General features: G+C 68.6%; 30 protein-coding genes. 14 read left to right on the top strand and 16 right to left on the bottom strand.

Annotated features, from left to right (window positions below):
• Window positions 1-61: 61 nt before the first annotated feature.
• From glpR to ACGF7Y_RS14680, 4 genes are all read right to left on the bottom strand, one after another.
• The gene (glpR, locus tag ACGF7Y_RS14695; protein WP_393233610.1) at window positions 62-1,165 is read right to left on the bottom strand and encodes a gephyrin-like molybdotransferase receptor GlpR; all 1,104 of its coding nucleotides are present in this window, start codon (window positions 1,163-1,165) and stop codon (window positions 62-64) included.
• Between the two features lie 251 nt (window positions 1,166-1,416).
• On the bottom strand, window positions 1,417-2,067 hold the full coding sequence (locus ACGF7Y_RS14690) for a GNAT family N-acetyltransferase (RefSeq protein WP_393233607.1): 651 nt from the start codon (window positions 2,065-2,067) through the stop codon (window positions 1,417-1,419).
• Window positions 2,068-2,079: 12 nt separating this feature from the next.
• Window positions 2,080-3,336, bottom strand: a complete 1,257-nt coding sequence (gene glp, locus ACGF7Y_RS14685; RefSeq protein ID WP_393233604.1) for a gephyrin-like molybdotransferase Glp — start codon at window positions 3,334-3,336, stop codon at window positions 2,080-2,082.
• A 151-nt stretch (window positions 3,337-3,487) separates the two neighbouring features.
• A complete protein-coding gene (locus ACGF7Y_RS14680) occupies window positions 3,488-4,444 on the bottom strand; it encodes a UTP--glucose-1-phosphate uridylyltransferase (protein WP_357035699.1) in 957 nt (318 codons plus the stop codon).
• Between the two features lie 68 nt (window positions 4,445-4,512).
• Between ACGF7Y_RS14680 and ACGF7Y_RS14675 the strand changes: the two genes are divergently transcribed.
• The 3 genes from ACGF7Y_RS14675 (at window position 4,513) to ACGF7Y_RS14665 (ending at window position 6,249) form a co-directional block, all read left to right on the top strand.
• The gene (locus tag ACGF7Y_RS14675; protein ID WP_393233601.1) at window positions 4,513-5,121 is read left to right on the top strand and encodes a 5-formyltetrahydrofolate cyclo-ligase; all 609 of its coding nucleotides are present in this window, start codon (window positions 4,513-4,515) and stop codon (window positions 5,119-5,121) included.
• 69 nt (window positions 5,122-5,190) lie between these two features.
• Complete coding sequence (locus ACGF7Y_RS14670; protein ID WP_083864045.1) at window positions 5,191-5,496, top strand: FmdB family zinc ribbon protein; 306 nt, start codon at window positions 5,191-5,193, stop codon at window positions 5,494-5,496.
• 87 nt (window positions 5,497-5,583) lie between these two features.
• Entirely contained in the window at window positions 5,584-6,249 is a 666-nt protein-coding gene (locus tag ACGF7Y_RS14665) for an SAF domain-containing protein (RefSeq protein ID WP_393233598.1), read from the top strand.
• 159 nt (window positions 6,250-6,408) lie between these two features.
• On the opposite strand, the gene ACGF7Y_RS14660 is transcribed toward ACGF7Y_RS14665, so the two are convergent.
• The 8 genes from ACGF7Y_RS14660 to ACGF7Y_RS14625 all read right to left on the bottom strand — a co-directional run bounded on the left by ACGF7Y_RS14660 (window position 6,409) and on the right by ACGF7Y_RS14625 (window position 14,616).
• Window positions 6,409-7,080 carry an MspA family porin gene (locus tag ACGF7Y_RS14660; RefSeq protein ID WP_357035687.1) on the bottom strand — a complete coding sequence of 224 codons (672 nt, stop codon included), beginning with the start codon at window positions 7,078-7,080 and terminating at the stop codon, window positions 6,409-6,411.
• A gap of 67 nt (window positions 7,081-7,147) precedes the next feature.
• Window positions 7,148-7,822: an MspA family porin gene (locus ACGF7Y_RS14655; protein ID WP_393233595.1), complete on the bottom strand. Its 675-nt coding sequence runs from the start codon at window positions 7,820-7,822 to the stop codon at window positions 7,148-7,150.
• Between the two features lie 323 nt (window positions 7,823-8,145).
• Window positions 8,146-8,817, bottom strand: a complete 672-nt coding sequence (locus ACGF7Y_RS14650) for an MspA family porin (protein WP_393233593.1) — start codon at window positions 8,815-8,817, stop codon at window positions 8,146-8,148.
• A 65-nt stretch (window positions 8,818-8,882) separates the two neighbouring features.
• Window positions 8,883-9,557: an MspA family porin gene (locus tag ACGF7Y_RS14645; protein ID WP_393233996.1), complete on the bottom strand. Its 675-nt coding sequence runs from the start codon at window positions 9,555-9,557 to the stop codon at window positions 8,883-8,885.
• A gap of 692 nt (window positions 9,558-10,249) precedes the next feature.
• On the bottom strand, window positions 10,250-10,744 hold the full coding sequence (locus ACGF7Y_RS14640; RefSeq protein ID WP_181719529.1) for a molybdenum cofactor biosynthesis protein B: 495 nt from the start codon (window positions 10,742-10,744) through the stop codon (window positions 10,250-10,252).
• 101 nt (window positions 10,745-10,845) lie between these two features.
• A complete protein-coding gene (locus tag ACGF7Y_RS14635) occupies window positions 10,846-12,219 on the bottom strand; it encodes a S1C family serine protease (protein WP_393233590.1) in 1,374 nt (457 codons plus the stop codon).
• A gap of 245 nt (window positions 12,220-12,464) precedes the next feature.
• Entirely contained in the window at window positions 12,465-13,919 is a 1,455-nt protein-coding gene (locus tag ACGF7Y_RS14630; RefSeq protein ID WP_393233587.1) for an ATP-binding protein, read from the bottom strand.
• A 10-nt stretch (window positions 13,920-13,929) separates the two neighbouring features.
• The gene (locus ACGF7Y_RS14625) at window positions 13,930-14,616 is read right to left on the bottom strand and encodes a response regulator transcription factor (RefSeq protein WP_062977293.1); all 687 of its coding nucleotides are present in this window, start codon (window positions 14,614-14,616) and stop codon (window positions 13,930-13,932) included.
• Window positions 14,617-14,973: 357 nt separating this feature from the next.
• Here ACGF7Y_RS14625 and ACGF7Y_RS14620 point away from each other — a divergent pair, with 357 nt between their 5' ends.
• From ACGF7Y_RS14620 to ACGF7Y_RS14595, 6 genes are all read left to right on the top strand, one after another.
• Complete coding sequence (locus ACGF7Y_RS14620) at window positions 14,974-17,742, top strand: ATP-binding protein (protein ID WP_393233584.1); 2,769 nt, start codon at window positions 14,974-14,976, stop codon at window positions 17,740-17,742.
• The gene (locus ACGF7Y_RS14615) at window positions 17,739-18,149 is read left to right on the top strand and encodes a roadblock/LC7 domain-containing protein (protein WP_039801134.1); all 411 of its coding nucleotides are present in this window, start codon (window positions 17,739-17,741) and stop codon (window positions 18,147-18,149) included. Before ACGF7Y_RS14620 ends, ACGF7Y_RS14615 begins: the two co-directional genes overlap by 4 nt.
• A 7-nt stretch (window positions 18,150-18,156) precedes the next feature.
• Complete coding sequence (locus tag ACGF7Y_RS14610) at window positions 18,157-18,528, top strand: DUF742 domain-containing protein (protein WP_040782732.1); 372 nt, start codon at window positions 18,157-18,159, stop codon at window positions 18,526-18,528.
• A 100-nt stretch (window positions 18,529-18,628) separates the two neighbouring features.
• Window positions 18,629-19,186 carry an ATP/GTP-binding protein gene (locus ACGF7Y_RS14605; protein WP_040870011.1) on the top strand — a complete coding sequence of 186 codons (558 nt, stop codon included), beginning with the start codon at window positions 18,629-18,631 and terminating at the stop codon, window positions 19,184-19,186.
• Window positions 19,179-19,979 carry an MHYT domain-containing protein gene (locus tag ACGF7Y_RS14600; protein WP_393233580.1) on the top strand — a complete coding sequence of 267 codons (801 nt, stop codon included), beginning with the start codon at window positions 19,179-19,181 and terminating at the stop codon, window positions 19,977-19,979. The genes ACGF7Y_RS14605 and ACGF7Y_RS14600 overlap by 8 nt, the downstream gene beginning before the upstream one ends.
• Before the next feature lie 158 nt (window positions 19,980-20,137).
• Entirely contained in the window at window positions 20,138-21,187 is a 1,050-nt protein-coding gene (locus ACGF7Y_RS14595) for a DUF1906 domain-containing protein (protein ID WP_393233577.1), read from the top strand.
• A 480-nt stretch (window positions 21,188-21,667) separates the two neighbouring features.
• Here the strand turns inward: ACGF7Y_RS14595 and rpmF are convergent, their stop codons facing one another.
• The 3 genes from rpmF to mrf are packed head-to-tail and all read right to left on the bottom strand — an operon-like array spanning window position 21,668 to window position 23,440.
• Entirely contained in the window at window positions 21,668-21,841 is a 174-nt protein-coding gene (gene rpmF, locus ACGF7Y_RS14590) for a 50S ribosomal protein L32 (protein ID WP_393233574.1), read from the bottom strand.
• Between the two features lies 1 nt (window position 21,842).
• The gene (locus ACGF7Y_RS14585) at window positions 21,843-22,103 is read right to left on the bottom strand and encodes a type B 50S ribosomal protein L31 (protein ID WP_040869871.1); all 261 of its coding nucleotides are present in this window, start codon (window positions 22,101-22,103) and stop codon (window positions 21,843-21,845) included.
• Complete coding sequence (gene mrf, locus ACGF7Y_RS14580) at window positions 22,100-23,440, bottom strand: ribosome hibernation factor-recruiting GTPase MRF (RefSeq protein ID WP_393233572.1); 1,341 nt, start codon at window positions 23,438-23,440, stop codon at window positions 22,100-22,102. Before mrf ends, ACGF7Y_RS14585 begins: the two co-directional genes overlap by 4 nt.
• A gap of 101 nt (window positions 23,441-23,541) precedes the next feature.
• Between mrf and rpmB the strand changes: the two genes are divergently transcribed.
• The 4 genes from rpmB to rpsR are packed head-to-tail and all read left to right on the top strand — an operon-like array spanning window position 23,542 to window position 24,553.
• A complete protein-coding gene (gene rpmB, locus ACGF7Y_RS14575; protein ID WP_063052922.1) occupies window positions 23,542-23,778 on the top strand; it encodes a 50S ribosomal protein L28 in 237 nt (78 codons plus the stop codon).
• Between the two features lie 10 nt (window positions 23,779-23,788).
• Window positions 23,789-23,959 (top strand): 50S ribosomal protein L33, encoded by a 171-nt coding sequence (gene rpmG / locus ACGF7Y_RS14570; protein WP_019049259.1) that lies wholly within the window; start codon window positions 23,789-23,791, stop codon window positions 23,957-23,959.
• Window position 23,960: 1 nt separating this feature from the next.
• On the top strand, window positions 23,961-24,266 hold the full coding sequence (gene rpsN / locus ACGF7Y_RS14565) for a 30S ribosomal protein S14 (RefSeq protein WP_040869875.1): 306 nt from the start codon (window positions 23,961-23,963) through the stop codon (window positions 24,264-24,266).
• A gap of 32 nt (window positions 24,267-24,298) precedes the next feature.
• Window positions 24,299-24,553, top strand: coding sequence for a 30S ribosomal protein S18 (rpsR, locus tag ACGF7Y_RS14560; RefSeq protein WP_011211513.1), 255 nt, complete (start codon window positions 24,299-24,301; stop codon window positions 24,551-24,553).
• A gap of 87 nt (window positions 24,554-24,640) precedes the next feature.
• Here the strand turns inward: rpsR and ACGF7Y_RS14555 are convergent, their stop codons facing one another.
• On the bottom strand, window positions 24,641-25,225 hold the full coding sequence (locus ACGF7Y_RS14555) for a LysM peptidoglycan-binding domain-containing protein (protein ID WP_393233568.1): 585 nt from the start codon (window positions 25,223-25,225) through the stop codon (window positions 24,641-24,643).
• 211 nt (window positions 25,226-25,436) lie between these two features.
• Between ACGF7Y_RS14555 and ACGF7Y_RS14550 the strand changes: the two genes are divergently transcribed.
• A complete protein-coding gene (locus ACGF7Y_RS14550) occupies window positions 25,437-25,898 on the top strand; it encodes a hypothetical protein (protein ID WP_393233565.1) in 462 nt (153 codons plus the stop codon).
• Window positions 25,899-26,010 lie beyond the last annotated feature (112 nt).

Raw genomic sequence — 26,010 nt, 5'->3', positions numbered from 1 at the left:
CTGTATCAGGCCATCCGCCCAGAGTCCGAATCGGTGCCCTGACCTGCGGGAACAGGTGGGGCTATGCGCCGGCGGCGCGGCGCATGTCGCCGTTGGCGCGGGTGCGCAGGGCGCGGGCGGTGGCGGGGTCGAAGGGGTCGAGGTGGGCGAACATGGGGTCTTCGTCGTCGGGCTCGACCAGGGTGGAGCGGCGGCGCAGGGCGCGGGCGGTGTCGCGGTCCATGGTGCCGTGTGCGGAGCGGGCTCGACGGGCGTGCGGATCGGCCTCGTCCTGGTGCCCACGGTTGAGGCGGGCGGCGCGCCTGCGGCGGATCTCCTCCTCCATCCGCACCTGCTTGCGCAGGTAGGCCAGGTAGGTCACCAGCACGGTCGCGGCGAGCCCGCAGGCCCACCACAGCAAGGGGGTCAGAACCAAGGCGAGCGCGCCGGAGAGGATGGCGGTGAGCAGCAGGCCGAGCACGGCGCGCTGCCGGAAGGTGTAGCGGGCCGCGCGCGCGATGGCGTCGGCCTCGGGGTCGTAACCGCCCCGGCCACGACGGCTGGGGACGAAATCCTGTTCCGCCGAGCCTCCGCCGTCGTAGTCGTCGTAATCGTCGTAGTCCACGCGCGCGGGCGCGGTGGAGCGCGCAGGCGGGATTCTGGCCGCGACCGTCTCGGGGTGGTATGCGCCCACGCCGCCATCATCGGTCTCCGCGTCGATCTTCGCAGCGACTTCGGCGGCTTCGTCGTCGTCCGACTCCTCGCCGGCCGACTCGGCCTCGTCCGGCTCGACCTCGTCCGGCGCGTCGGTCCCGAAGTCGGCGGCCTCGGTGTCGTCCGTTTCGGCGTCAGCGATGTCGGATGCCGCGACGTCGTCGGCCGCGGGCATGTTCTCCTCGTCGGTCTCGGTGACGGGCTCGTCGGCCGGTGTCGTCATCCGGTCCTCCGCATCATCGCTGTGGGGATACTTTCTCGGTACGCGGCGGGGCCGCCAGTTGGGATCGGTTTCGTGCCCGGCGGCCGGGCCTTTCCGGAGACGTCGTTTGCCTCCGCCGCGATGCAGGACCCTGGTCGCCAGCGCGGCGTCGGTGGTCCGGCGGATTCTCGGGTGGCGATCGGCGAGGATCGGGAACAGGACGAAGACCCAGAGCACGACCAGCCCGATCCACAGGATCGAATTCGGCATCGCGTCAGCACCTCCGTCCCGCCTGGGGTTTTGTCCGGCTCGGCCCGCGAGCGGTTCGTCACACGCTCCGCCCTCGGCCGGCCCCCGTCCGACGCAGCGGCGCGGACGCCGGTCCCCTCGCAGGCTCTATGCCGATGACGCAAGACGCACCATCGACGTCCGTAGGCTAATTCCGGGTAGCACCAAGTTCCGGCAGGCGCGCCGTGCACATCCGCCACACCTGTCACATTTCCACCAATGTCACCGCGGATCTACAGCAGGGTGACGCGCCCCTCTCGCACCAGCCGGTCCAGGACCGTTCCGGCCAACTCCTCGACGGTTATGCCGACCAGCAGGTGATCCCGCCAGGCGCCGTCCACGTCGAGGTAGCGCCGTAGCAGTCCCTCTTCCCGGAAACCGACATTGCGCAGCACCGCCTGGCTGGCCAGATTCTCCGGCCGGACGGTCGCCTCGACCCGATGCAGACCGACCGGCCCGAAGCAGTGGTCGAGGCCCAGCGCCAACGCCGCCGTCGCGACGCCCTGCCCGCTGAGATCCTTGGCCACCCAGTAGCCGATCCAGGCCGAGCGCAGGGCGCCGCGCACGATATTGCCGACGGTCAACTGCCCGCTGAACACTCCGTCGACTTCGATCACCAACGGGATCATCGCGCCGCGCCTGGCTTCCGCCTTGAGACTCGACCACAGCGACGGCCAATTGGAGGCGTGGTTGCGCGCCTCCCACGACCCGCGGCCGGTCGGCTCCCACGGCTCCAGATGCGCTCTGTCGCGCAAGCGGATCCGGCTCCAGGCCGCCGCATCGCGCAGCCGCACCGGACGCAAGGTCACCTGTCCCGCGGCCGCCCGGACCGGGCCGAGTCGTGCGGGCCACCCCGGATGCTGCGTGGCCCGGAAGACATTCATCGCGTCCACGTCTCAGCCACGCTGTGCGAGAAAGGCGACCTGGACTTCGTCACCGGTACGGATCTCGGTGTCGTCCGGGTCGATCACGATCAAGCTGTTCGCCTCGGCGAGCGTGGCGAGCAGGTGCGAGGAGGAGTTCCCGTTGCCGAGCGGCTGTACGAGGTATTCACCGGTCGCCTCGTCCCGCATGAGCTGCGCGCGCAGGTATCCCTTGCGGCCGGCCATGGAACTGATCGGGGTGATGGTCCGCGCGTTGATGATCCGGCGCATCGGTTGCCTGCGCCCCAACGCGATTCGGATCAAAGGCCGCACCATCACCTCGAACACGACCAGCGCACCCACCGGGTTGGACGGCAGCAGGAAAGTCGGCACCTCGTCGCGGCCGAGCCGGCCGAAACCCTGCACGGAACCGGGATGCATGGCCACGCGCGTGATTTCGAGCTCGCCGAGTCCTTCCAGCGCCTCCCTGACCTGTTCGGAGGCCCAGCCGCCGACCGCGCCCGCGATGACGACCACCTCGGAGCGCACCAGCTGCCCCTCGACCACGTCGCGCAACCGGCGCGGATCGGAACTGACGATGCCGACGCGATTCACGTCCGCGCCGGCATCGCGAGCGGCCGCGGCCAGCGCGTAGGAGTTCACGTCGTACACCTGGCCGGGGCCCGGCGTCCGATCGATATCGATCAGTTCGCCGCCCACCGAGAGCACCGATAGTCGCGGGCGCGGATGCACCAGCACCTTGTCTTGACCGACCGCCGCGAGCAGACCGACTTGCGCGGCGCCGATGATGGTCCCCGCCCGCACCGCCACGTCACCCGGCTGCACGTCGTCGCCGATGCGCCGCACGTAATCGCCGGAGCGCACCGGCTCGTACACCTTGATCCTCGCCCGGCCGCCGTCGGTGAAATCCAGCGGAAGCACCGCGTCGGCGAGGGTCGGCATCGGCGCGCCGGTGTCCACCCGGACGGTCTGGCGCGGCTGCAAGCGGATCGGCTGACGCGAACCGGCGACCACCTCACCGACCACCGGGAGGGTCAGGTCGACGAGGTCGCCCGCTTCGTCGCGGATGTCGGCCCCGGCGGAAGCCACATCGACGCTGCGCACGGCGTAACCGTCGATGGCGGCCTGATCGAAGCCGGGCAACGGCCGCTCGGTGACGACGTCCTCGGCGCACAGCAGGCCCTGGGCCTCGGAAATCGCGACCCGGACCGGCCGGGGCGCGACCGCCGCGGCGGTCACCTTGATCTGCTGATCCTCAACCGAGCGCATCCAGCCCTTCCTGATCCTCTCCGCACTCCATCCGGTCTCGCCTGCGCGGGCACGCGCGATCCCGCCGCGGCGCAAGCGCATTCGCGCGCACCGCGGTGACCATCATTCGTACCCGACGGTCCACGCTCGGCGAAACCCCCGGCCGGGTCCCTCAGTCGTCGGTCGTCAGCTGCGGATCCCAGTCCGGACCGAGGCGGTGCTGCAACCACTCGCGCAGGGCGGGACCGTATTCCTCTCGTTCCAATGCGAAATCGACCGCAGCACGAAGATAACCGCCCGGGTTGCCCAAATCGTGGCGCGACCCACGGTGCACCACCACATGAACCGGATGTCCCTCGGCGATCAGCAGTGCGATCGCGTCGGTGAGTTGCAGTTCGCCGCCCGCACCGGGCTCGATGCGGCGCAGCGCGTCGAAAATCGCGCGGTCCAGCAGATACCGGCCCGCGGCCGCGAACGTCGACGGCGCGTCGGCGAGCGCGGGCTTCTCCACCATTCCCTTGACGCGCAGCACGTTCGGGTTCACCGCGTCCGGCACCGGCGCGACGTCGAACACGCCGTAGGCGCTGACCTCGTCCTTGGGTACGTCGATGGCGCACAGCACCGTTCCGCCGCGCTTGCGGCGCACCCGGCACATCACGTCGAGCACACCGCGGGGCAGCACCAGGTCGTCGGGCAGCAAGACGGCGATGACGTCCTCGTCGTCGTCGAGAGCCTGCTCTGCCTGGGCCACGGCGTGCCCGAGCCCGAGCGGCTCCTCCTGCACCACCGAGGTCACATCGAGCAGTCCCGGCGCCTTGCGCACCTTCTCCAGCAGCTTGAACTTGCCGCGCTCTTCCAGCGTGCTCTCCAGCACCAAGTCCTCGACGAAGTGCGCGACCACGCCGTCTTTGCCCGGGGAGGTGACGATCACCAGGCGCTCGGCGCCCGACCCGGCCGCCTCGGCGGCGACCAGCTCGATGCCGGGGGTGTCCACCACCGGGAGAAGTTCTTTGGGCACCGTCTTGGTCGCGGGCAGGAACCGTGTTCCGAGCCCGGCCGCGGGCACCACGGCCGTGCGAAAGCACGACTCCGCCGGGGTGCCACCGGGCTGTCCGGACTTTGCTGTCATACGCATACCCTATCCATCCATCACGCCGCCGGATCGGCGTCGAGCCGACTCGGTCCCGGGGTGAGCCTATGGTGATCACTGTGAAGATGCCCGGCGAGCGCGATAAACATGCATGGCGCATCGAACTACTCGCCCGGCGAGCTGTGATGAGCGCCACGGAGCGCGAAAAAGAAGCGTTCGCCCTGGCCACGGCGATGGACACCCTGCAAGCCCAGGGGTGGGTCTGCGCCTACGTACCGGTGGCGGGTGAACCGGGATCGACGGCGATGCTGGACGCGCTGCTGGCCGGTGGCGCGCGGATACTCCTGCCGGTCACCGGGCCGCCGGGACCGTTGAGCTGGGCCGAGTACACCGGCGCGGACGCGCTGCGGCGGGCCCGCTACGGCTTGCTCGAACCCACCGGCGCGGTGCTGCCGCCGGACGCCGTGACCCGGGCCGATCTGATCCTGGTCCCCGCCCTCGCGGTGGACTCGCGCGGCGTGCGGCTGGGTCGCGGCGCGGGCTACTACGACCGCACGCTGCCCGCCGCGCGTCCGGACGCGCGGCTGGTCGCGGTGGTCCGGGACGACGAGCTGGTCGACCGGCTGCCCGAGGAGCCGCACGATCGGCGCATGGGCTGGGCGCTCACGCCACGGGGCGGCCTGCGCCGCTTGGGCGACCATTACGCTGGGGAATGAAACACCGATTGGCGGTGTTGGCACTGTCGGCTGTAGAGTGCCAGATCGACGAACACCGCGGAGGATCCTGTGCCTACTTACTCGTATGCGTGCACCCAGTGTGACAACCGCTTCGACATCGTTCAGTCCTTCACGGACGAGGCGCTGACCGTGTGCTCGGAGTGCTCCGGCAAGCTGCGCAAGCTGTTCAACTCGGTCGGCATCGTCTTCAAGGGCAGCGGCTTCTACCGCACCGACAGCCGGGGCGGCTCCACGACCGCCAGCGAGCCGGCCAAGTCCGACAGCGGTTCGAGTTCCTCTTCCGATTCCGGGTCGTCGAGTTCCGGGTCGTCGAGTGGGTCCACCGCATCCACCAGCACGGCCGTGGCCAGCTGATTCGACGGTTTTCCACAGCCAGTCACCTATCCACAGCCCACCGTGATCCCGGCCTGGTGAGTGCGCGTCCGGCCATAGGATCCGGCCATGATTCGTGCATTCGCCGACCTCGGCCGCGGCGGCTGGAATCCGTCCGGGTGGCAGCGACCGCCCTGGGCCGACGCCGTGCTCGCCCGACGGCTGCTCGCGGCCGCGCTCGCCGCCCTCGCGGTCTTACTCTTCCTTCGCGGTGACCCGGATACCGAACGCACGACGGTTCTCGTCGCGGGCCGGGATCTGACGCCGGGACAACTCCTCGAAGCAGATGACCTGCGCCCCGCACCGCGCGAAGCGGGCACACTGCCCGCGGGTGCGGTCGCCGATCCCGCCGTGCTCGTCGGCGCGACGCTGACCGGCGCCATGCGGCAGGGAGAGATCTTCACCGATCTACGCGTCGTCGGCCCGCGTTTGGCCGCGGCGGCGACCGGTACGCGTGAGGCGCGCATCGTGCCCATCCGCCTCGCCGACACGGCGGTCGCCGACATCTTGCGCGCGGGTGATCGCGTGGACGTGATCGGCGCCGAAGACGCGAACGGCCCCGGCGCCCGTCCCGCCCGCACCCTCGCCACCGATTCCGCCGTCATTCTCGTCGCCGGCGCGGGTGACGGACGCGGAGCCGCCGAACGCGTGGTGTTGGTGGCGATGGACGCCGAGCACGCTACCGCCGTGGCCGGGGCGTCACTGCGCACCGCGCTCACCGTCGTCTTCCACTGACCCGCCGAGATGCTTCGCCGAAGCACCACACCGAGAGGTGCTGATTCGGATTCGTGATCTGCGCGCCGAGAGCCGGACCGCGGTCACTTCACCCGCGCCGCAAGCGAAACGGGCCCGTCATCGACGGGCCCGTTCGCGTTGCGCGCGTTACTCTCCGGCTCAGCCGAGGCTGAAAGGCGCTCCCCACAACGTCACCCAGGTGATCACGTTGTCGGTCTCGACCTCGACGCTGACGAAGGCCCGCGCCTGGGCGTAGCCTCCGCAACCATTCAGACCGATGGTCTCGTCGGCCCACGTCACCGAACCGGACGTGCCCTTGAACGCATTACGGGTCTTGTGCGTCTCGTTACCGAAATCATCCGCCTGCTCCAGATCGAGCACATAGAACGACTTCGACTGCCCCGGGCCCAGGGACAGATTGCCGCCCGAGTTGGCCCCGACGCCACCGGTGACGTTCTGCCCGTCGCTCCAGTCCACGTTGCCGTCCACACCACCCGTGGCACCGCCACCGGCGATGTTCACCTGGCAACCGACGGTGTAGCCCGGGAAGATCTTGCCGCCTGCCGAGCCCGACAGGTCCACTTGGGCGCTACCGGACACCCACGCGTTGCGGTGCAAGGGTGTAGCGCCCATGGATGGACTGATGGTCGCGGACTCGCCGACGAGGCGAATGGTCACGACGGTGCCGTCCGACAGCGTCTTGGTCAGTTCCCCGCCCGGCAGCGGGACGAAGGTGTCGGCGTTCGCCGCACCCGTGGAGAGCAGACCTACCGCGATGGCCGCGGACGCGCACAGCCCGGCAGCGCGCGCCAGTTTTTTACGATCGAACATGATGGTAATTCCCCTAAAGAATCGAGTTCGCTTCAGCGAAAAGAGATTTGATGGATCCGACCCGCGTTCAGCCGATGCTGAACGGCATCCCGTAGAGGGTGGTCTTCGAGTAGTGATCGCCGATGATCTCGACGACCGTGTACGAACGAGCCTGCGCGTAACCCGCGCAGCCCTGGATCTCGATCTCGGCATCCTGATACTCCACCGAGTACACACCCGGCTTCAGAATGTCCTTGTAATCGATCTGAACGAACTTGACCTCACCGGGACCGAGGTTGATGCCGATCGAACCACCGGCGCTCGCGCCGCTGAGGTTCACACTGCCCGACACTCCCGCCGAAATCGCGTCGTCGGCGATGCTGACCTGGCAGCCGACGATGTAACCGGTGCTCAACTGCGACGCACCGTGCGTGGACGAATTATTCGTTCCCGGATTCCCGGTCGGCCCGTTGTTCGGGCCGATTTCGCCTTCCGGCGTCACGGCGACATCCGCGATGGCATTCCCCGAAACCCACACGACACGGCCGGCACCGTTCGCGGCGAGGGATGGGGAGATCAGGGCGCGCTCGCCCGTACGGGCGATGTTCACGCCAGGGCCCGCCTTGTGGCCGTCCGGCAACGGCACGAAGGTATCGGCGTCGGCGGCGCCGGTCGAGAACAGACCGGTGGCCACGGTCGCCACGGCGGCGGCGCCCGCGACGCGGACGCCTCGAGACAGACCGTTGATGCGGTACTTGCTCATGTTTTTCCTCATCAGGTTGCATCCGCCCGCCCCAGGGTGTCGAGGCGGACGTGTCCCTCCAAAGCCGACGGCGCGCTCGGTGGAATGTGCTGTCCACCAGACGATCCGCCGACCATCGCGTCATCGAGCGATCTCGGACGAAACAATGCTATTCGGTATCAACCAGACTTTTCCGGAAATTCGGGCAATTCGTCACGCAACGTAAACGATCCGGCTAGGATCGCGCCGACTTGCGGCGCAATGGAATTCATGACGAAATGGACCCGCCGCGATACGAGGGGTCCATTTCATCAATGGCTACGGGCTTTTCACCCGTAGTTCACTCAGCCGAGGCTGAAAGGCTGTCCCCACAACGTCACCCAGGTGATCACGTTGTCGGTCTCGACCTCGACGCTGACGAAAGCGCGCGCCTGGGCGTAGCCTCCGCAACCATTCAGACCGATGGTCTCATCGGCCCACGTCACCGAACCGGACGTGCCCTTGAACGCATTACGGGTCTTGTGCGTCTCGTTGCCGAAATCGTCGGCCTGCTCCAGATCGAGCACATAGAACGACTTCGCCTGGCCGGGGCCGAGCGAGAGGTTGCCGCCGGAGTTGGCCCCGACGCCGCCGGTCACGTTCTGCCCGTCGCTCCAGTCGACGTTGCCGTCGACGCCACCGGTGGCACCGCCACCGGCGATGTTCACCTGACAACCGACGGTGTAGCCCGGGAAGATCTTGCCGCCTGCCGAGCCCGACAGCTCGACCTGCGCGCTACCGGAGACCCACGCGTTGCGGTGCAGCGGCGTGGAGCCCATGGACGGGTTGATGTTCGCCGACTCGCCGACGAGGCGAATGGTCACGACGGTGCCGTCCGACAGCGTCTTGGTCAGTTCCCCGCCCGGCAGCGGGACGAAGGTGTCGGCGTTCGCCGCACCCGTGGAGAACAGGCCCATCGCGATGGTGGCAGCGGCGCCGACGCCGGCCATCCGCGCCAGGTTCTTACGGTTGATCATGGTTGGTATCCCTCGAGGGTTGAGTCCGCTTCAGCGGGAGGATGGTTCGTTGGAGTCGACAGACGTCAGCCGATGCTGAACGGCATCCCGTAGAGGGTGGTCTTCGAGTAGTGATCGCCGATGATCTCGACGACCGTGTACGAACGCGCCTGCGCGTAACCCGCGCAGCCCTGGATCTGAATCTCGGCATCCTGGTACTCGACGGAGTACACCCCGGGCTTGAGGATGTCCTTGTAATCGATCTGAACGAACTTGACCTCACCGGGACCGAGGTTGATGCCGATCGAACCACCGGCGCTCGCGCCGCTGAGGTTCACGCTGCCCGACACGCCCGCGGAGATGGCGTCGTCGGCGATGCTGACCTGGCAGCCGACGATGTAACCGGTGCTCAGCTGCGACGCACCGTGCGTCGAGGAGTTGTTGGTTCCGGGGTTTCCGGTCGGACCGTTGTTGGGGCCGATCTCACCCTCCGGCGTCACGGTGACGTCGGCGACCGCGTTGCCCGATACCCAGACCACGCGACCGGCGCCGTTGGCAGCCAGCGACGGCGAAATCAGGGCCCGCTCTTCGTTCCGGGTGATCGTCACGCCCGGCCCCACCTTCTGGCCGTCCGGCAACGGCACAAAGGTATCGGCATCGGCGGCACCGGTCGAAAGCAGGCCCAGGGCAACAGCCGCGGCAGCGCCCACGCCCGCGACGCGGGCACCGCGGCGCAGACCTTTGGTGCGGTTCTCGCTCATACTTCCCCTCATCAGGTTCAAACAGTCAACCTCGACCATCGAGGCTGGACAGTGGTCCTCTCAGGCCCAGCTCAGTGTGTCGCTCCTTTGTTGCCGGTGTGTAACCGGTTGTTATTTCGGCGCAACGGACTTGCTGGTAACGGAACCGAGCCGGGTTCCGCCGAACGGCTCCATGCGTGCCGGTACCCGCGCCTGCGGGGCCCGAATGCGAGTGGCTCGATGGGGAGATTAAACGTTTTATAACGGCGCTCGCAACGTGACGTTTCGTAAAGTTCAAGGTGACCTGCATCACACTTGCGCACATTTGAATATGGCTTGACGTGCATAAATACCGGATCGCTACAGCCGGGGCGGGATGAGTGGAGCAGGTCGCGGCACAGGAGCGCCAGTGTCCGGATACGGGACAGGGCCGTAATGATCGCGCCGGTATTACTTCCGGGCAGAAATGATCACTGGCCGGTTACATACCAAGGGGGATTGATTACGTAGCTACTACGTAGATAACGGTCAGCCGTGATGCGGGGGGATCTGGGCGCGCAGCCAGTCGTCGGCGGACCGGACGTCGTCGCGCTCGTCGCGCTCGTCCGCGGTGGTCTCGGGCAGAGTGTCGCCGAAGATCTTCGCCAAGCGCGCGGCATCCCTCGCCCGGCGCGCCGCCGGGCGAGGGTTCTCAGGGGGTGTGGGGGCGGTGATTACTCGACCAATCCGGACAGCTCACCGATCACCCGGCTCGCGAGCGGGCCGAGCGTCGCCATGCCGTCCCGGATGGCGGAACGGGTGCCGGGCAGGTTGACCACCAGGGTGCTTCCGGACACGCCTGCCACACCACGGGAAAGCCCGGCGTCCAGCGAACCGGCCACCCGACCGGAGGACCGCAGGGCTTCGCTGATTCCCGGCAACTCGCGGTCGAGCACCTGCGAGGTGGCCTCCGGCGTCACGTCGCGCGGGGACATACCCGTGCCGCCGACGGAGATCACCAGATCGACGCCGCCGATCACCGCGGTGTTGAGTGCGTTGCGGATTTCCACCTCGTCGGCCTGCACCGACACCGACGCGTCCACGAGGAAACCCGCCTCGGTGAGCAGCTCGGTGACCAGCGGGCCGAGCGAGTCAATACCTCCATGCGCCGTTCGATCGTCGACGACCACCACCAGAGCACGCCCCGCCACAGGAGCATCGATTTCCATGGTGCTCACCGTAGCGCCTGCGTCCAGCAACTCGGCGGCCGCGCCGAGAACGTCGGCGTCCACATCGATCTCCGGGCCCCGCCCGCCGGGCACCAAGCGCATCACCGGCCGCCGTCCGCGGGCGCGCCGGAGAGGGTCACCTCGACGGTCTTGGGGTTGTTGCCTTGCGCGTCGGTGTAAGTGACCTTCACCTTGTCTCCTGGCTGATGCGAGCGAACCGCGGCGACGAGCGCGTTCCCGGAATCGATCGGGCGGTCGTCGAGCTTCGTCACCACAGCCCCCGGCGGAATGCCCGCGCGTGCCGCGGGACCGTCCGGCGTGACGTCGCGAACCTGCGCGCCGGAAACCTGTTGGGCCGGGTCCTGCTGGCGCGACACCGTGATGCCGACCTGGGCGTAGGTGGCCTTGCCGGTCTTGATCAGTTCGTCGGCGACGCGGCGTGCCTGATCGACGGGGATCGCGAAGCCGAGTCCGATCGACCCGGTCTGGCCGCCCGCCGTCTCGGTGGGCCCGAGCGTCGCGATGGCCGTGTTGATACCGATGAGCTTGCCGCTGCCGTCCACCAGCGCGCCGCCCGAGTTGCCCGGGTTGATCGCGGCATCCGTCTGGATCGCGTCGATCACCGGGCTCACCGCAGCGGCGGGGTCGCTACCGTCGCCGCTGGTCACCACGGGCCGGTTCAGCGACGACACGATGCCGGTGGTGACCGTGCCCGCCAGCCCCAGCGGCGAGCCGATCGCGACGACAGGCTGGCCGACCTGCAGATTCGCCGAGGTACCCAGCTCGATGGGGGTCAGGCCGCTCTTCCCGGACGCCTTGATGACGGCCAGGTCGGAGACCGGATCGGCGCCGACCAGCGTCGCGGGCGCGCTGCTGCCGTCGGAGAACACCACTTCCATCTTGGCGCTCGGTCCACCGCCCGCGGCGACGTGATTGTTGGTCAGGATCAGGCCGTCGGACGACAGGACCACCCCCGACCCCTCACCCTCGGCCTTACTGCTGGCCACCTTGATCATCACCACACTGGGCAGCACCTTCTGAGCGACCGCTTGGGTGGAGCCGGCCGGAGCGTTGACGGCATTGCTCACGTTCGGCCTGGGAGCGTCCAGGGCGTTGGTGGCCGGGGCGCGACCATCGTCGCCGTGTGTGACCAACGCGCCGACCGCACCGCCGACTCCACCACTGACCAGCGCGAGCGCGACGGCGCCGACGGCCAGGCCCGCGCGGAACGGACGCCGCGGCGGGGCGGGTGGGGCGCCATAGGCCGGGCCGTGCGGTCGAGTGGGGTCGTTCGGCGGACCGAAGGACGCCGGATATCCCGGGAACGGCGCGGCCGGATGTTGCTGCGGCGGGTACTGCGCGGTGGGATGCGGCGCTTCCTGCGGACCGTAACCGGCGGCATGCGCGTCCCCCGGCCCGAACGGGCCTGCGGCCTGCGGGCCCGGCTCCCGGCGATCCTTCGAATCCTCGGTCATGGACTCCTCGTTTCTCCTCGCGTCCCGACCAGGTTGGCCACGGCGACTGAGAGCGGACTGAGACCGTGCTTTCAGTTTTCCGAGAGCTGCGCAGTCGGTACTGCGATAGAACCACTGACTACTTCATGTCTCAAATCCTGCGGCAAACCAATCGGAGCAATGTTCGAAATATCCGGCCGACGATGAATATTCCGCACAGCACTCGACATTCTGTCGGAAATGGACTTCCGTCGCCCGGTATTGCGTCAATCGGACACCGGCGCGCCCGGCTCACCGGGCAACACGATGCGGACAACGGCGCCGCCGCGTTGCGAGGTATCGATCGCGATGGTGCCGCCGTGTTTTGTCACCACCTGCTTGACGATCGCCAGACCGAGGCCGGAGCCCGGCATCGATCGTGACGACATGACGCGATAGAAACGCTCGAACACCAGCTCGCGTTCCGCCGCCGGAATACCGGGACCCGCGTCATCGATGGACAGCTCGAGCAGGCCCGGGCCGCTCTCCCGCATGAGGATGCGGACCTGCGCGCCGGCCGGGCTCCACTTGGCCGCGTTGTCCAGCACGTTCAGCACCGCGCGCTCCAAGCCCGCCTCGTGCCCGTAGACGAACCACGGGCGCAGATCGGCGACGAACTCGATGCCGGTACGGCGGCGGCGGGCGCGTTCGAGTGCGCGTTCCACCACCTCGCCCAGATCCACGCGCTCGTAGACGGTTTCCGGCGCGTCCTCGCGCGCGAGATCCACCAGATCGCCCACCAGGGTGGACAACTCCTCGATCTGGGCCATCACGTCGGCGCGCAGTCCGGCCATGTCCTCGTCCGGGATGCGGGGAGCGCCGGGGCGGCTCGAAGCGATGAGCAACTCCATGTTGGTCCGCAGCGACGTCAGCGGCGTACGCAGTTCGTGTCCGGCGTCGGCGACCAGCCTGCGCTGCCGATCGCGCGACTCGGTCAGCGCGCGCAGCATGGTGTTGAAACTTTCTGTGAGCCTGGCCAGTTCGTCGTCACCGGTGACCGGGATCGGAGTCAGGTCGTCGGTGCGGGCGATCCGCTCGGTGGCCGCCGTCAGCCGAGCGATGGGCCGCAGACCCGTCCGCCCGACCGCCGTGCCCGCCGCGGCGGCCAGCACGACGCCGCAGCCGCCGACCACGAACAGCAGCCAGGCGAGCCGGTCGAGCACCTCCCTGGTTCGGTCCAGCCGCTGGGAGATGACCAGCGTCGCACCCGAGTTGGTGTAGACCGCCAGCACGCGCTGGTTGCCGTCGGTGCGCAACGACGAACTCCGCTCGCCGCGCGCCACGGCCAGCTCCTGGTTCCCGACCGGTGGATCGGTGGATTGCGGGGGAAGCCAGCGCCGGAGGTCGGGATAGATCAGCGCGATGCCGGTGTCGTCGTAGAAGGCCGCGGCGACCATCAGATTCAGGTTGTTGAACCCGTACGGATTGCTGGCGATCACGGCCGTGGAACGGCTGCGCAGCTGGGCGTCCACGTCGGCGTACAACGCGCGCGCCACCAGCGCGTAGGCCGCGATCGAGGTGACCGCCACCGCGATCGCCACGACGGAGGCGGCCAGCAGCGTCACCCGCCAGCGCAGCGAGACCGACCGCGTCAGCGGCATGGGCGGCCGCATGTCCGCGGGCTCGGGCGGCCGCTGGCCGAGTGCGGCGACGGCGGGGCGTCTGGGTGTGTTGCGTGCCATATCCCGCGACCTACGGTGGCGTTTCACGCAGCACATAGCCCACGCCGCGCACCGTGTGAATCAGCCGCGGCTCGCCTTCGGCCTCGGTTTTGCGGCGCAGATAACCGATGTAGACCTCGAGCGCGTTTCCCGAGGTCGGGAAATCGTAGCCCCAGACTTCCTCGAGAATGCGGCTACGGGTCAGCACCCGGCGCGGGTTCGCCATCAGCATTTCCAGCAGTGAGAACTCGGTGCGGGTGAGACTGATCGGCCGGGCGCCTCGGGACACCTCGCGGGTCACCGGATCCAGCGACAGATCAGCGAACTTCATTTCCTCCGATGCCTCACCCGGACCCGCGGTCGTCCGCCGCAGCAGCGCGCGCAGCCTGGCCAGCAGCTCTTCCAGTGCGAAAGGCTTCGGCAAATAGTCGTCCGCCCCGGCATCCAGCCCTGCCACCCGCTCCGATACCGAATCTCGCGCGGTGAGAACCAGAATCGGCAAATCATCGCCCGTACTGCGCAGACGGCGGCAGACCTCGAGCCCGTCGAGCCGGGGCATCATGACGTCCAGGACGAGCGCGTCGGGTCGCTGGACGGTTGCCTTCTCCAGCGCGTCCACGCCATCCACCGCGAGATCGACGGAGTAGCCGTTGAACGTCAGCGACCGGCGCAGCGATTCCCGGACCGCCCGATCGTCGTCGACCACTAGAATGCGCATGCCCCCAGTTTGACCGTACCGACTGAGAGGTAACTGAGAGCGCGCTCTCGACACGCCGTGGCGAACACCCGCCAGAACCCCCGGCGCGTCGCCCGCGTCAACCCCGGGTGACCAGGCTCTTCCAGGGCCCCGTCGAGAAGTTGACGCGTCCCTTACGCATTCCACCGCGAAACACGTTCTCTATAGCCATATTCGGTAAATTGAAGACCGACTCCCCCGGATTGCCGATGACCCCTCTGCACGGTATGTTCCGTGCGGTAAAAAAGAAGACCTCTAGTTGGTTCTTTGCGGGTTGAATCAATACCGAACAGCCACGCGCGCCCGAGGTCACTGGTGAAGCGGAGGCGACGGAAGCGGATGGAAGCTGCACCGCGGTCCTGGCAATTCAGCCTGTCGAACTGGTCGGTCACCCGCAAGGTTGGCGTGGTGCTGGTGCTTCCGGTGCTGCTGGCCACCGTCTTCGCCGTGCTCCGAATCAACAACGAACTGCGTACCATGGCGCAGTTGGACGCGGCGACCGAACAGGCGATCATCATCCGGCCGATCGTCAAGTTCGGTTCGGCCACCGAGCAACTCGGCGTCACCGCGACCGCCACCTGGGGCAATACCGCGGACCCGCAGACCGACGCGGCGCTGACGAAGTTCGACCAGGCCCTGGCCGAACTGGAAGGCGCCTTGCAGACCACCAAGGTCAGCGGCCGGGTCACCTCCGAACTCGCCTCGGCCATCGCCACCGGCACCACGATGCGCAACAGCCTGCGCAACGGCTCGCCCGCCATGGTCGGCGAGCAGTCCGACGAGATCATGGTCCGCATCGGCAACGCGCTCGCGCTGTCGCCGTCGGTGGACGACCTGGTCATCCAGCGGTACTTCCTCCAGCTGGCGTCGGTGCAGACCGCCCGGCGGGTGCTCACCCAGCAGCGCATGCTGATCGGCTCGCCGGACGCGGGCCGCAACCCGAGCGTGCGGCCGCGCGTGCTGGTCGCGGCGGGCGCCGAGATCACGATGATCTACCAGTACGCGCAGATCCTGCCGGACTACGCGGGCAATATGCGCCCGCTGCTGGACGCGGTGCAGACCCGTCTGGGCACGTTCAGCCAGAACGTCGCCGATCCGGCGTCCAACCCTGCCGTCATCGACTCGCTGCTGGTCAGCTCGGACACCTACGAGAAGACCACCGCGCAGCTGATCGACACCATCGACACCGCGCTGGCCGCCCGCACCACCGAAGCGCAGGCCGGCGCGCTGCGCGAGACGACGATCGTCATCGGCATGCTGCTCGCGGGCCTGGCGCTGGCCCTCTCGGTGGCGCGCACCCTGGTCGTCCCGGTCCGCCGCCTGCGGCGGGACGCGCTCGAGGTGGCGCACATCAAGCTGCCCGACGAGCTGGCCGTGGTGCGCGCGGGCGGCACCACTCCCGAGATCACCCCGGTCGCGGTGCACACCACCGACGAGATCGGCCAGCTGGCCCGCGCCGTGGACGAGATCCACGAACAGGCGCTCAACCTCGCCGCCGACCAGGCCCGCTTGCGCCTGCAGATCGGGAACATGTTCGAAACCCTGTCCCGCCGCAGCCAATCGCTGGTCGAGCAGCAGCTGGCGCTGATCGAGGACCTCGAGCACGACGAGGACGACACCGACCGGCTACAGAGCCTCTTCCGCCTCGACCACCTGGCCACCCGCATGCGCCGCAACGGCGACAACCTGCTGGTGCTCGCCGGTACCGCGCTGCGCCGCGGCCAGCTGCACCCGGTGCCGCTGTCGGACATGCTGTGGAGCGCGGTCTCCCAGGTCGAGGACTACCAGCGCGTCGAGATCGGCGCGGTGCCCGACGGCATCGTGGCGGGCGAGCCCGCCGTCGACATCGAGCACCTGCTCGCCGAGTTGATCGACAACGCGCTGCGCTACTCGCCGCCGACCACGCCGGTCACGGTGATGGTTTCGCGCGCGGTGGACGGCGGCTACCTGATCGAGATCACCGACCGCGGCCTCGGCATGTCGCTGGAGGATTTGCAGACGACCAACGACCGGCTCGCCTCCGGTGGTGAGGTGACGGTCGAGACCGCGCGCCGCATGGGTCTGTTCGTCGTCGGACGGCTGGCCAAGCGCCACACCATCACGGTCAGCCTGCGGCGCACGTCCACGATGGCGCAGCAGCCGGGCATCACCGCCAGCGTGCACCTGCCCGGCGCGCTGGTCGCGCCGCCGATGGACGTCACCGACCCGGCGGGCAAGCCGCTCGACCTGACCGCCGAGCATCACTTGCCCGCGCACGTCACGCCGCCCACCGGCGCGCACCCGCGCAACCTGGTTCCGGTGCCGAGCCTGCCGCAGCGCGACACCGCGCGTTTCGGCGTGACGAGTTCCGGCTTGCCGCAGCGTCGTCCGGCCATCCGCGTGGCCGACGCCCCCGACCAGCCCACGGTCTCCACGCCGGTCGGCCGGGCGGTCAACCCGGCGGATCAGCCGCCGACCCAGCCGTGGCCGGTGCTCACGCCGCGCACGGATGACCGCACCCCGACCGGTCCGTTCGCCCCGGTGACGCCCACCACCGGTGAACACGCCGTCGAGCGGGAGCAGAAGCCTGCGCGCACCGATCTGTGGGCCGAGGTGAAGGACGACGAGCCGGCGACCGGCCCCACGCCGACCGTGCCGAGCCAAGCGCCCGCACCGCAGACCACCGCGCGATCCGGTCTTCCGATCCGGAAGCCTGCCGCACCCGTCGACCCGCCGCAGGAGGAGGTGGCACCGGAACCCGCGACGGTGACCTCCTCCCGGCTGCAGCCGGTCGCCGGAGCGTCCCCGACCCCGATCTATCAGCGCATGGTCTCGGAATGGCTGGTCGAGCCCTCGACTTCGCAATCGCCGGAAAGCTCGTGGTCCTCGCCTGGTGACGCGGGCTGGCTGGCCGCCGAGGATGCGAGTCATCCGACCACCACCGCGCGCACCGTCGGCGGACTGCCGATCCGCAGGCCGGGCGCCCAGCTGGTGCCGGGCGGTCTGGCGCCGGTGGAGGACGCGGGCCCGCGTGATCCGGAAGAAATTCGCAACAACCTGACCAGGCATCTCAGTGGGGTCCGCAGCGGGCGGGCCAATGCGCAGTACAACGACGGAGGGCTTGCATGACCAACGCGAACAACAGCACCACAGACGAGAATCTGAACTGGCTGGTCGCCCGCTTCACCCGCGATGTGCCCGGCGTGTCCCATGCGGTGCTGGTATCGGCCGACGGCTTGTTGCAGGCCACCAGTCCGCATCTGCCCAGCGATCGCGCCGAACAGCTCTCCGCCGTCACCGCCGGGCTCGCCAGCCTCTCCATGGGCGCGGCCTCGCTGTTCGACGGCGGCAAGGTGATGCAGTCGATCGTGGAGATGCAGCGCGGCTACCTGCTGGTGATGAGCGTCGGCAACGGCTCGCATCTGGCCGTGCTGGCGAACAAGTCGCATGACATCGGCCGCATCGGCTACGAGATGGCACTGCTCGTCGATCGGGTGGGTTCGGTGGTCACCGCGACCGCGCGCACCGCTGTCTGAGCGTGAGATGTCCAACCCATACGGCCCCGGACCACGCCCGACAACGCGCGTCCGGCCCTACGCCCTGACCTCGGGGCGTACCGAACCCGCGATCGACCTGCCATTGGAGGCGGTCATCGAAACCTTGTCGTACACTGCACATCTCGACTGGCCGACCGGCGACATCCGCACCGAGATACTCCGGCTCGGCACGCACCGCCTGTCGGTCGCGGAGATCGCGGCACATCTGGACCGGCCGCTCGGCATGGTCCGGGTGGTGATCGGCGACCTGGTCGTCGATGGCACCATGCGCGTGCATTCGACCCTGACCGAAGAGGCGAGCTATGACGAGCGCCGTTCCCTGATGGAGAGGACATTGCGTGGACTCCGCGCCCTATAGGAATCTGGGGCCCAGTGGACACCCCGGGCCAAATGCGAATCCCGGACCGGGAAATGCCCCCGGACCGGACGGCTTCGAGAATCGGGTCGCTTCGACGAAGATCGTCGTCGCGGGCGGCTTCGGCGCGGGCAAGACCACGTTCGTCGGCGCGGTGTCGGAGATCGTTCCGCTGCGCACCGAGGCGATGGTGACCCGATACTCCGACGGCATCGACGATCTCGCCGAGACGCCGGAGAAGGAGACGACCACCGTCGCCATGGACTTCGGCCGGATCATCCTGCCGGGCAACCTGGTGCTCTACCTGTTCGGCACGCCGGGCCAGCGGCGGTTCTGGTTCATGTGGGACGACCTGATCCGTGGCGCGATCGGCGCGGTGGTGCTGATCGACACCCGGCGGCTGGAGGACAGCTTCGCCGCGGTCGACTTCTTCGAGGCACGCAAGCTGCCGTTCCTGATCGCGGTCAACCGCTTCCCGGACGCGCCGCGCTTCCCCATCGCGGAGCTGCGCGAGGCGCTGTCGGTGCGCGAGGGCGTGCCGATCGTGGACATCGACGCGCGCAACGCGATGGAGGTGCGTCAGGCGCTCGCCGCGGTCACCGAGTACGCGATCGCTCAGCTGAAAGCCAGCGAGCTGGAAGGGACCGCCCGCCATGCGTGAGGTCGCGGTGCTGGCCGCAGGCGGGGCGTCCGTCGACCAGTTCGCCCTCGGCTACTGGATGATCGCGCTCTCGCTGGGCATCTCGGTGCTCGGTGCGGTGGTCGGTCTCGCCTGCATCGTGCACGGCGCGCGCTCGGTGCAGTTCCGGCTCGTGTGGCTGGTCTCGGCGGCGATCTCGCTCGGCGGCGTCGGGGCGTGGCTGGCCACCTCGGTGGCCATGCTCGGTCTCAAAGTGCCCGGGAGCGCGATGCGGTACGACCCGGGCAGGCTGATCGCCGCCCTGGTGGTGTCCATCGTGGCCGTCTTCGCGGCGCTGCTGATCATCGGGCGCACGCCTCGGCTGACGCTGCTGCTGCCCGGCGGCTTGGTGCTCGGCCTCGGCATCGGTGTCACGCACTACCTCGGCATCGGCTCACTCGAGATCCAGGGATCGGTCGGCATGACGATCTGGCTGGCCTCCGTCTCCGCCGTGATCGGGGTGATCACCGCGACCGCGACGCTGTGGCTGTTCCAGACGATGCGCTTCCCGCTGGCCCGCGCCGCGACCGTGCTGCTGTTCGGCGTCGGCGTGTCCGCCACGTACTACACGGCGCTGGCCGCGCTGCATTTCGACGTGGACCGGACGGCGAAGGTGCCCGGCGGCGTCGAGCTGTTCGACTTCGTGTTCCCCATGTTCGTCATCGGCTTGCTGGCGTTGACCGTGCCGATCTCCGCGGTGCTGATCGCGCCGGATCGCCGTGAGCTGGCCGGCCCGCCGAAGGTGCGGCGGCCGAAGCTGCAACCCGTCCGCTGACCCGCGGTCGCCGACAACGGCGAATCACACGGCCCGCGGTTCGGATTCACGGCGCGGAACGGGGCGGTTCGACCGTTTCGCGCTGACCGATCCCCGCGGGCGGTGCGGATTCGGCGATGCCCCGGATTCACCCGCCCGGCCCACTTACAGTGGAGGCCATGCGTTTCGGTCTCGACTACGCCGCGGGACGTCCGGGGGGCGCGGCGATTCGGGCGGCGGGGTACGACTTCGTGGTGCGGTATCTGTCCGAGGGTGGCCCGAGCTTGCCCGGAAAGCTGCTCACCCCGGCCGAGGCGAACGATCTGCGGACGCACGGAATCTCGATCGTCTCGAATTGGGAGACCACGGCCGCGCGGATGCTGGACGGCTACGGTGCGGGCATCGTGGACGCGCGCGCGGCCCTCGCCCAGGTGCTGCGTTGTGGCGGCCGGGTGGACCGGCCGATCTATTTCTCGGCGGATTTCGACGCTTCGCAGCAGGATCAGTTACGCGTCAACGCCTATCTGGACGGTGCGGCGACCGTGCTCGGCCGTGCGAACGTCGGTATCTACGGCGGGTACTGGGCGGTCAGCCGCGCACTGGACGCGGGGTACGCGACATGGGGATGGCAGACCGACGCGTGGTCCGGCACGAACGTGGAGACCAGACGCGCGATCCGTCAGACGCTGCGCCAGGTGACGGTCGGCGGCGTGCGCTGTGACGTGAACGAGGCCGAGACGACCGATTTCGGCCAGTGGGATTTCGTGGGACGGGAGGATCCGGACGTGACGCCGGAACAAGAGGAAGTGCTGCGCGACATCCAGATTCAGCTGCGCGGACCCGGCTTGTCGGGCTGGCCGCAACTGGGCGCCGACGCGGACGGCCGGAATCGGACGCTGGTGGACGGATTGGCCGCCGCATTGGCGCGAATCGCCGCATTGGAGCGCGAATCCGCCGCATTGCGAACGCAAGTCGGCGAATTGCGCACCGAGATCAGCGAACTGGAGGCGACGACCGCCGAACTGACCGACCAGGTGGAACGTTGGAACGGGCGGCACTGGCCGTGGCCGCTGTCGCTGATCGAGGGTCCCGCGGCGCTGGTCGGCGAGCAGCTCGCGCGCTTGGAGGCTTTGTTACCGGACCTGCCCGGGCTGCCTGGACACGACGGTGGCGTTCGCCGCGCGCCGGGCGGTGACGACGGACCCGCGGCGCTGACCTCGAAAAACTGAGTCGCACACCGGCGCGACGATCGGAGCCGCGCAGTCCGGTGGGCGAGAGCGACTCGGGAGAGCGGAAACCGGCGAACAGCCCCCGAATTGGCGATGGACGGGTTCTCTTGGAAACCAAGAGAACCCGCCCTCGACGACGAGGGTACCGGTATCGGGCTGTCAGCGCACCATTTTCGATGAACTTTTCCTCTGCCGAAAACCAACCGTTGGTCCGGGATTCATCGCCTGGCTATCCGATCGCAATCGCTTCGCGCGCAATAGTGCGACGTGATGCGGGACACATAGTTTGCTAAAAGTTAGCCGATAGACCTGGGGGCTAGCGCGTAATTCTCCTCAGGAGACCTCGACGTGGCTGTTTCCGGACGGTTGACCAGCATCCCGCTCATCCGGAGCCGCGCCGGCATCGGCCGAGCAAACCGCCCGTCGACACCAGGCGCTCGCGCGGCGAAGGGCTGCACGACAGTTTCCGGCGCGTACCGCTCAGAGCTTCTCGACGTCGATCAACCCGCGCCGTACGGCCGCGACCAACCGGCGCGGCACCTGGTGCACGACGCCCGCGACGGTCACCGGCACCAGATCCACGGGCGCGGCCTTCCAATTCGACCGGCGGCTGCGAGTGTTCGACCGCGACATCCTCCGCTTCGGTACCGCCATCTCAGGATTCCTTCCGTGCGCGCTTGCCGTATTTGCGTTCGAACTTCTCCACCCGGCCCTGGGTGTCCAGCACGCGGTGCGCACCGGTCCAGAACGGGTGCGAGTCGGCGGTGACGTCCACCGTCAGCAGCGGATAGGTGTTGCCGTCCGCCCACTCCACGGTGCGCGTGCCGGTGGCCGTGGACCGGGTGAGAAATCGCTTGCCGGTGTTCACGTCCTCGAAGACCACCAAGTGGTAGTCCGGGTGGATCCCTTTCTTCATTTCGCCTCTCCTCTCGGGCTTTTCGCGTCCTCTACGGGTTGTCCCGGTTGGTCGCCGCTCGCGCACGGGTCGGCGTGCCATTCCCCGAACGGGTCCTCCCACTGGGCGACTCGCTCCGGCGCACGCTCGACCAGCCGCAGTTCGTCGTCCTCCACCAGCGCCCAGTGCAGCGCTTCGCGGATCTCCGCCGGATCGGCGTCGTGCACCAGGATCGACAGCGAGACGTCCCGGTCCCCGAACCGCTCGTCCCAGCGCAGGGCGGCCATCGCGCGACGCTCCGGATCGGCCTCGGCCAGTTCCTCTTCAGGCAGCGCGGCCAGCCAGCGCCCGGCGCCGCCCACCCGCAAGCCGCCACCGGCGGATTCCAGCCACACCACCTCGTCGGGCTGGGTGGCCAGCCAGACTCGCCCGCGCGCGGTGACCACGCCCTCGAGCAACACGTCGAGAGCCTGGTGCAAGCGGGCGGGATGGAAGGGCCGCGCGGCGGCGAACTCCACGAGTTCGACGCCGTAGTCACCGGTCAAGGGCGGTCGGCCACGCAGCAGCGGCGCGTGCGCGTCGAAGATCCTGCCGCGGCGCGAATCGGCGGGGACGCGCGTGAGCAGCGTTTCGGCCAGCGCGGGGGTGATGGACTCCGGCTCGTCCACCCAGGCGATCGGCGCGCCGGGGACCAACCGGGCCAGGACGGCGGCGAGCTTGCCGCGGTCGACCGCCATGTCCGCGAGCAGCGCTTCGGGTGTGACGGCGCCCAAGACGATGACGGCATCGGCGAAATCGACCTGCCCGACCGCGACCTGCGCCACCGTGCGGTCGTCGTCGGCGGCGGCGAGGCCCCGTTCGGCGAGCGTCTCGTCCCCGGTCGCGTCGGCGAGCCAGGCGCCCGAGTCCAAGCAGGTGACAACCGCGTCCACCCGCACGTCGCGCCCGGCCGGGCCGTCGACGCGGCCGTGCACGCCGGCGACCACGACATGCTCGATGGCCTGGCACACCGCTTCCGCCTCGAACGCCGGGTCCAGTGCCAGCACGATGCGATCCACCGATTCACGCTGGGAGAGAGTGCGCAACAGCGGAAGCAGATCCATCCGCAGCGTGCACGAGACGCAGCCGTGCGCGAGTTCGAGCACCGCCGAGGTCTCCCGCGTCGCGGTGCGCACCGTGCGGTGCACGATGCCTTCCCGCAGCTGCGTCAGATCGTGGCGGACCACGATGGTGCCCGGAGCCATGCCGAGCACCGCGGCCGCGCGATCGACGCCCGTCGCGGCGAGTCCCGCGAAACCGGCGAGCACCACCACGGGCGTTCTGCGGTCGGACTCGGGTGGGGAATCTGCCGCCGCCACCGGAACTCCTTTCAGTAACGATTTTCATTTGCTGTAAAGCAACGGTACATTGCTGGACAGCCGTTGTCGAAAATGATTGTCATCTACTGGAGGGAGTCCGGATGTCGGCCCACTGCCAGGTCACCGGGCGCAAGCCCGGCTTCGGTAAGTCCGTGTCGCACTCGCACAAGCGGACCAGCCGCCGCTGGAACCCGAACGTCCAGCGCAAGACCTACTACCTGCCCAGCGAAGGCCGGCGCATCACGCTGACCGTCTCCGCCAAGGGCATCAAGACCATCGACCGGGACGGGATCGAGGCCGTGGTGGCCCGGCTCCGGGCCCGCGGCGACAAGATCTGAGGAGCGACCCATGGCGTCGAAATCGACCGACATCCGCCCGATCGTCAAGCTGAAGTCCACGGCGGGCACCGGGTACACCTACGTGACCCGCAAGAATCGCCGCAACGACCCGGACCGTCTGGTACTGCGCAAGTACGACCCGGTGGTGCGCAAGCACGTCGACTTCCGCGAGGAGCGCTGAGATGGCCAAGAAGTCGAAGATCGCGCGCGATCAGCAGCGCAGGACGATCGTGGCGCGCTACGCGGCACGCCGCGCGGAGCTGAAGAATCTCATCCGGAAGCCGGATACGCCGGAGTCCGAACGCGCGGCAGCCCAGGCAGAACTGCGGAGACAGCCGCGCGATGCCAGTCCGGTACGATTGCGCAATCGGGACGCCGCCGACGGACGACCGCGCGGTCATCTCCGGAAGTTCGGACTCTCCCGTGTGCGTGTGCGCGAGATGGCCCACCGGGGCGAATTGCCCGGTGTGCACAAATCGAGCTGGTAGACAACCACTGATCTCGAGAAGGAACTCGTCATATGGCAGTCAAGCGAGCACCGTCGAAGAAGGTCCGCGCCGAGCAGGCCCGCCGTCCGAAGAAGAACCCGCTCATCGCCGCCGGCATCGAGACGGTCGACTACAAAGACGTGAACCTGCTGCGTACGTTCATCTCCGATCGCGGCAAGATCCGCAGCCGTCGGGTCACCGGGCTCACCCCGCAGCAGCAGCGCCAGGTCGCTGTCGCGGTGAAGAACGCCCGTGAGATGGCCCTGCTGCCGTTCACCAGCCGGTAGGCGGACCGCGCGAGACGAGCGAAGCTGAAAGACCCCCGATGCGTGCGCACCGGGGGTCTTTGTCATCGCATTACCGGACCGGTCGGATCACGGGATGGTCAGCACCTGGCCGGGGTTGATCGCGTCCGGGTTCGGGATGCCGCTGGCGTCCGCGATCTCCTGGTAGCGGTTTCCGTCGCCGTAGAAACGCTCGGCGATCGCCCACAGGGTGTCGCCCGGCTCGACGGTGTAGGTGCGCGGCTCGGGAGCCGGAGGCGGAGGCGGCACCTCCTCGACGGCCGGAGCCGCGACCTGTTCGGGCTCCGGCGCCTGCTCCGGTTCCGGGGCGGGCAGCGGAGTGTCGGTGTGGGTGCCGGAAGCCCACAGCGCGCCGCCGTCGGCGCCGTACAGCACGACGTTGCGATCGGCCTGCACGACGAGCCGATCGGCCGCCTGGCCGTTGGTCTCGGTCGCCCACGCGGCGCCGTCGCTCTTGTAGAGCACGAAGTTGCCATCCTCCTGCAGCACGGCCCGCTCGACACCCTGATCATGAGTTTGGGTGGCCCACACCACATTTCCGCCCGGCTCGGACAGCACTAGATTGCCGTCGTCCTGCAAAGTGAGGGTGTAAGCCCCGCCCTGGAGCGATTGCCCCCGCCCGAGTTCTTCGCCTACGCGCAGCGTGTCGACCACGATACTTCCTTTCCAGAAAAAGCTGGTAGAGCATCCGACATGGACGCGCGCCACCACGTCGCGGCGCGCATCCCCGCAGAACTTACTGCCCCCGAACGGTTTTCGGAGCTGTTACGCGCAGGGTTCGCGGAACGTTCACTGTGGGGTTCGTCCCAGTGCGAACGCACCCGCGGTGCGCTACGCGGCGCAACGCCGGGACTAGGGTGGCGGTATGGATCGGATCCAGGCCGGACGCGCCGCCACAGCTGTCGCCGTAGTACTCGCCTGCCTCGCCGTCGGGGGCTGCGGCGGCTCGGACGACGAGGGAGCACCCCCGAGCACGAGCGCCATGTCGAGCGCCGCGCCGCAGACGCCGATCGAGGATCCTCGCGGGAACCAGGGCAACGAGTTCACCGCCGATCCGGCCATCGTCGGCGCGCACCCGATCCCCTTCCAATCGTGGACTCGCTTGGCGGACAACAAGATAGCGGTGAACTTCGAAACCGGGTCACCGGAGTGCTACGGCGTGGACGCCACGGTCACCGAGTCCGGCTCGACGGTCACGGTCGAACTGCGCTCGGGCAGCCGCGCCGAGGCGGTGGGCCGGATGTGCACGATGATCGCGGTCTTCGGCACCCTGGAGGTGCCGCTGAGAGAGCCGCTGGGCAACCGCACGGTGCGCAGCGCGGTCTAGGACTCCGCACAGCGCGGGCTCGGCTGCGCCGTACACGCGGGTCCAGAGGGTAGCTGCCGGCTTGCGCCGATCCTCCACGTGCCACGAAAACGCCGCGCCGGATCATGATCCG

The sequence above is a fragment of the Nocardia sp. NPDC047654 genome, assembly GCF_043205035.1.
Lineage (GTDB): Bacteria > Actinomycetota > Actinomycetes > Mycobacteriales > Mycobacteriaceae > Nocardia.
This window is presented reverse-complemented; position numbering and strand designations above follow the sequence as displayed.

Coding starts and splice junctions, on each gene's coding strand:
- glpR (WP_393233610.1), bottom strand. CDS start 1,165: ATGCCGAATTCGATCCTGTGGATCGGGCTGGTCGTGCTCTGGGTCTTC.
- ACGF7Y_RS14690 (WP_393233607.1), bottom strand. CDS start 2,067: ATGAATGTCTTCCGGGCCACGCAGCATCCGGGGTGGCCCGCACGACTC.
- glp (WP_393233604.1), bottom strand. CDS start 3,336: ATGCGCTCGGTTGAGGATCAGCAGATCAAGGTGACCGCCGCGGCGGTC.
- ACGF7Y_RS14680 (WP_357035699.1), bottom strand. CDS start 4,444: ATGACAGCAAAGTCCGGACAGCCCGGTGGCACCCCGGCGGAGTCGTGC.
- ACGF7Y_RS14675 (WP_393233601.1), top strand. CDS start 4,513: ATGGTGATCACTGTGAAGATGCCCGGCGAGCGCGATAAACATGCATGG.
- ACGF7Y_RS14665 (WP_393233598.1), top strand. CDS start 5,584: ATGATTCGTGCATTCGCCGACCTCGGCCGCGGCGGCTGGAATCCGTCC.
- ACGF7Y_RS14660 (WP_357035687.1), bottom strand. CDS start 7,080: ATGTTCGATCGTAAAAAACTGGCGCGCGCTGCCGGGCTGTGCGCGTCC.
- ACGF7Y_RS14655 (WP_393233595.1), bottom strand. CDS start 7,822: ATGAGCAAGTACCGCATCAACGGTCTGTCTCGAGGCGTCCGCGTCGCG.
- ACGF7Y_RS14650 (WP_393233593.1), bottom strand. CDS start 8,817: ATGATCAACCGTAAGAACCTGGCGCGGATGGCCGGCGTCGGCGCCGCT.
- ACGF7Y_RS14645 (WP_393233996.1), bottom strand. CDS start 9,557: ATGAGCGAGAACCGCACCAAAGGTCTGCGCCGCGGTGCCCGCGTCGCG.
- ACGF7Y_RS14640 (WP_181719529.1), bottom strand. CDS start 10,744: ATGGAAATCGATGCTCCTGTGGCGGGGCGTGCTCTGGTGGTGGTCGTC.
- ACGF7Y_RS14635 (WP_393233590.1), bottom strand. CDS start 12,219: ATGACCGAGGATTCGAAGGATCGCCGGGAGCCGGGCCCGCAGGCCGCA.
- ACGF7Y_RS14630 (WP_393233587.1), bottom strand. CDS start 13,919: ATGGCACGCAACACACCCAGACGCCCCGCCGTCGCCGCACTCGGCCAG.
- ACGF7Y_RS14625 (WP_062977293.1), bottom strand. CDS start 14,616: ATGCGCATTCTAGTGGTCGACGACGATCGGGCGGTCCGGGAATCGCTG.
- ACGF7Y_RS14620 (WP_393233584.1), top strand. CDS start 14,974: ATGGAAGCTGCACCGCGGTCCTGGCAATTCAGCCTGTCGAACTGGTCG.
- ACGF7Y_RS14615 (WP_039801134.1), top strand. CDS start 17,739: ATGACCAACGCGAACAACAGCACCACAGACGAGAATCTGAACTGGCTG.
- ACGF7Y_RS14610 (WP_040782732.1), top strand. CDS start 18,157: ATGTCCAACCCATACGGCCCCGGACCACGCCCGACAACGCGCGTCCGG.
- ACGF7Y_RS14600 (WP_393233580.1), top strand. CDS start 19,179: ATGCGTGAGGTCGCGGTGCTGGCCGCAGGCGGGGCGTCCGTCGACCAG.
- ACGF7Y_RS14595 (WP_393233577.1), top strand. CDS start 20,138: ATGCGTTTCGGTCTCGACTACGCCGCGGGACGTCCGGGGGGCGCGGCG.
- rpmF (WP_393233574.1), bottom strand. CDS start 21,841: ATGGCGGTACCGAAGCGGAGGATGTCGCGGTCGAACACTCGCAGCCGC.
- ACGF7Y_RS14585 (WP_040869871.1), bottom strand. CDS start 22,103: ATGAAGAAAGGGATCCACCCGGACTACCACTTGGTGGTCTTCGAGGAC.
- rpmB (WP_063052922.1), top strand. CDS start 23,542: ATGTCGGCCCACTGCCAGGTCACCGGGCGCAAGCCCGGCTTCGGTAAG.
- rpmG (WP_019049259.1), top strand. CDS start 23,789: ATGGCGTCGAAATCGACCGACATCCGCCCGATCGTCAAGCTGAAGTCC.
- rpsN (WP_040869875.1), top strand. CDS start 23,961: ATGGCCAAGAAGTCGAAGATCGCGCGCGATCAGCAGCGCAGGACGATC.
- rpsR (WP_011211513.1), top strand. CDS start 24,299: ATGGCAGTCAAGCGAGCACCGTCGAAGAAGGTCCGCGCCGAGCAGGCC.
- ACGF7Y_RS14550 (WP_393233565.1), top strand. CDS start 25,437: ATGGATCGGATCCAGGCCGGACGCGCCGCCACAGCTGTCGCCGTAGTA.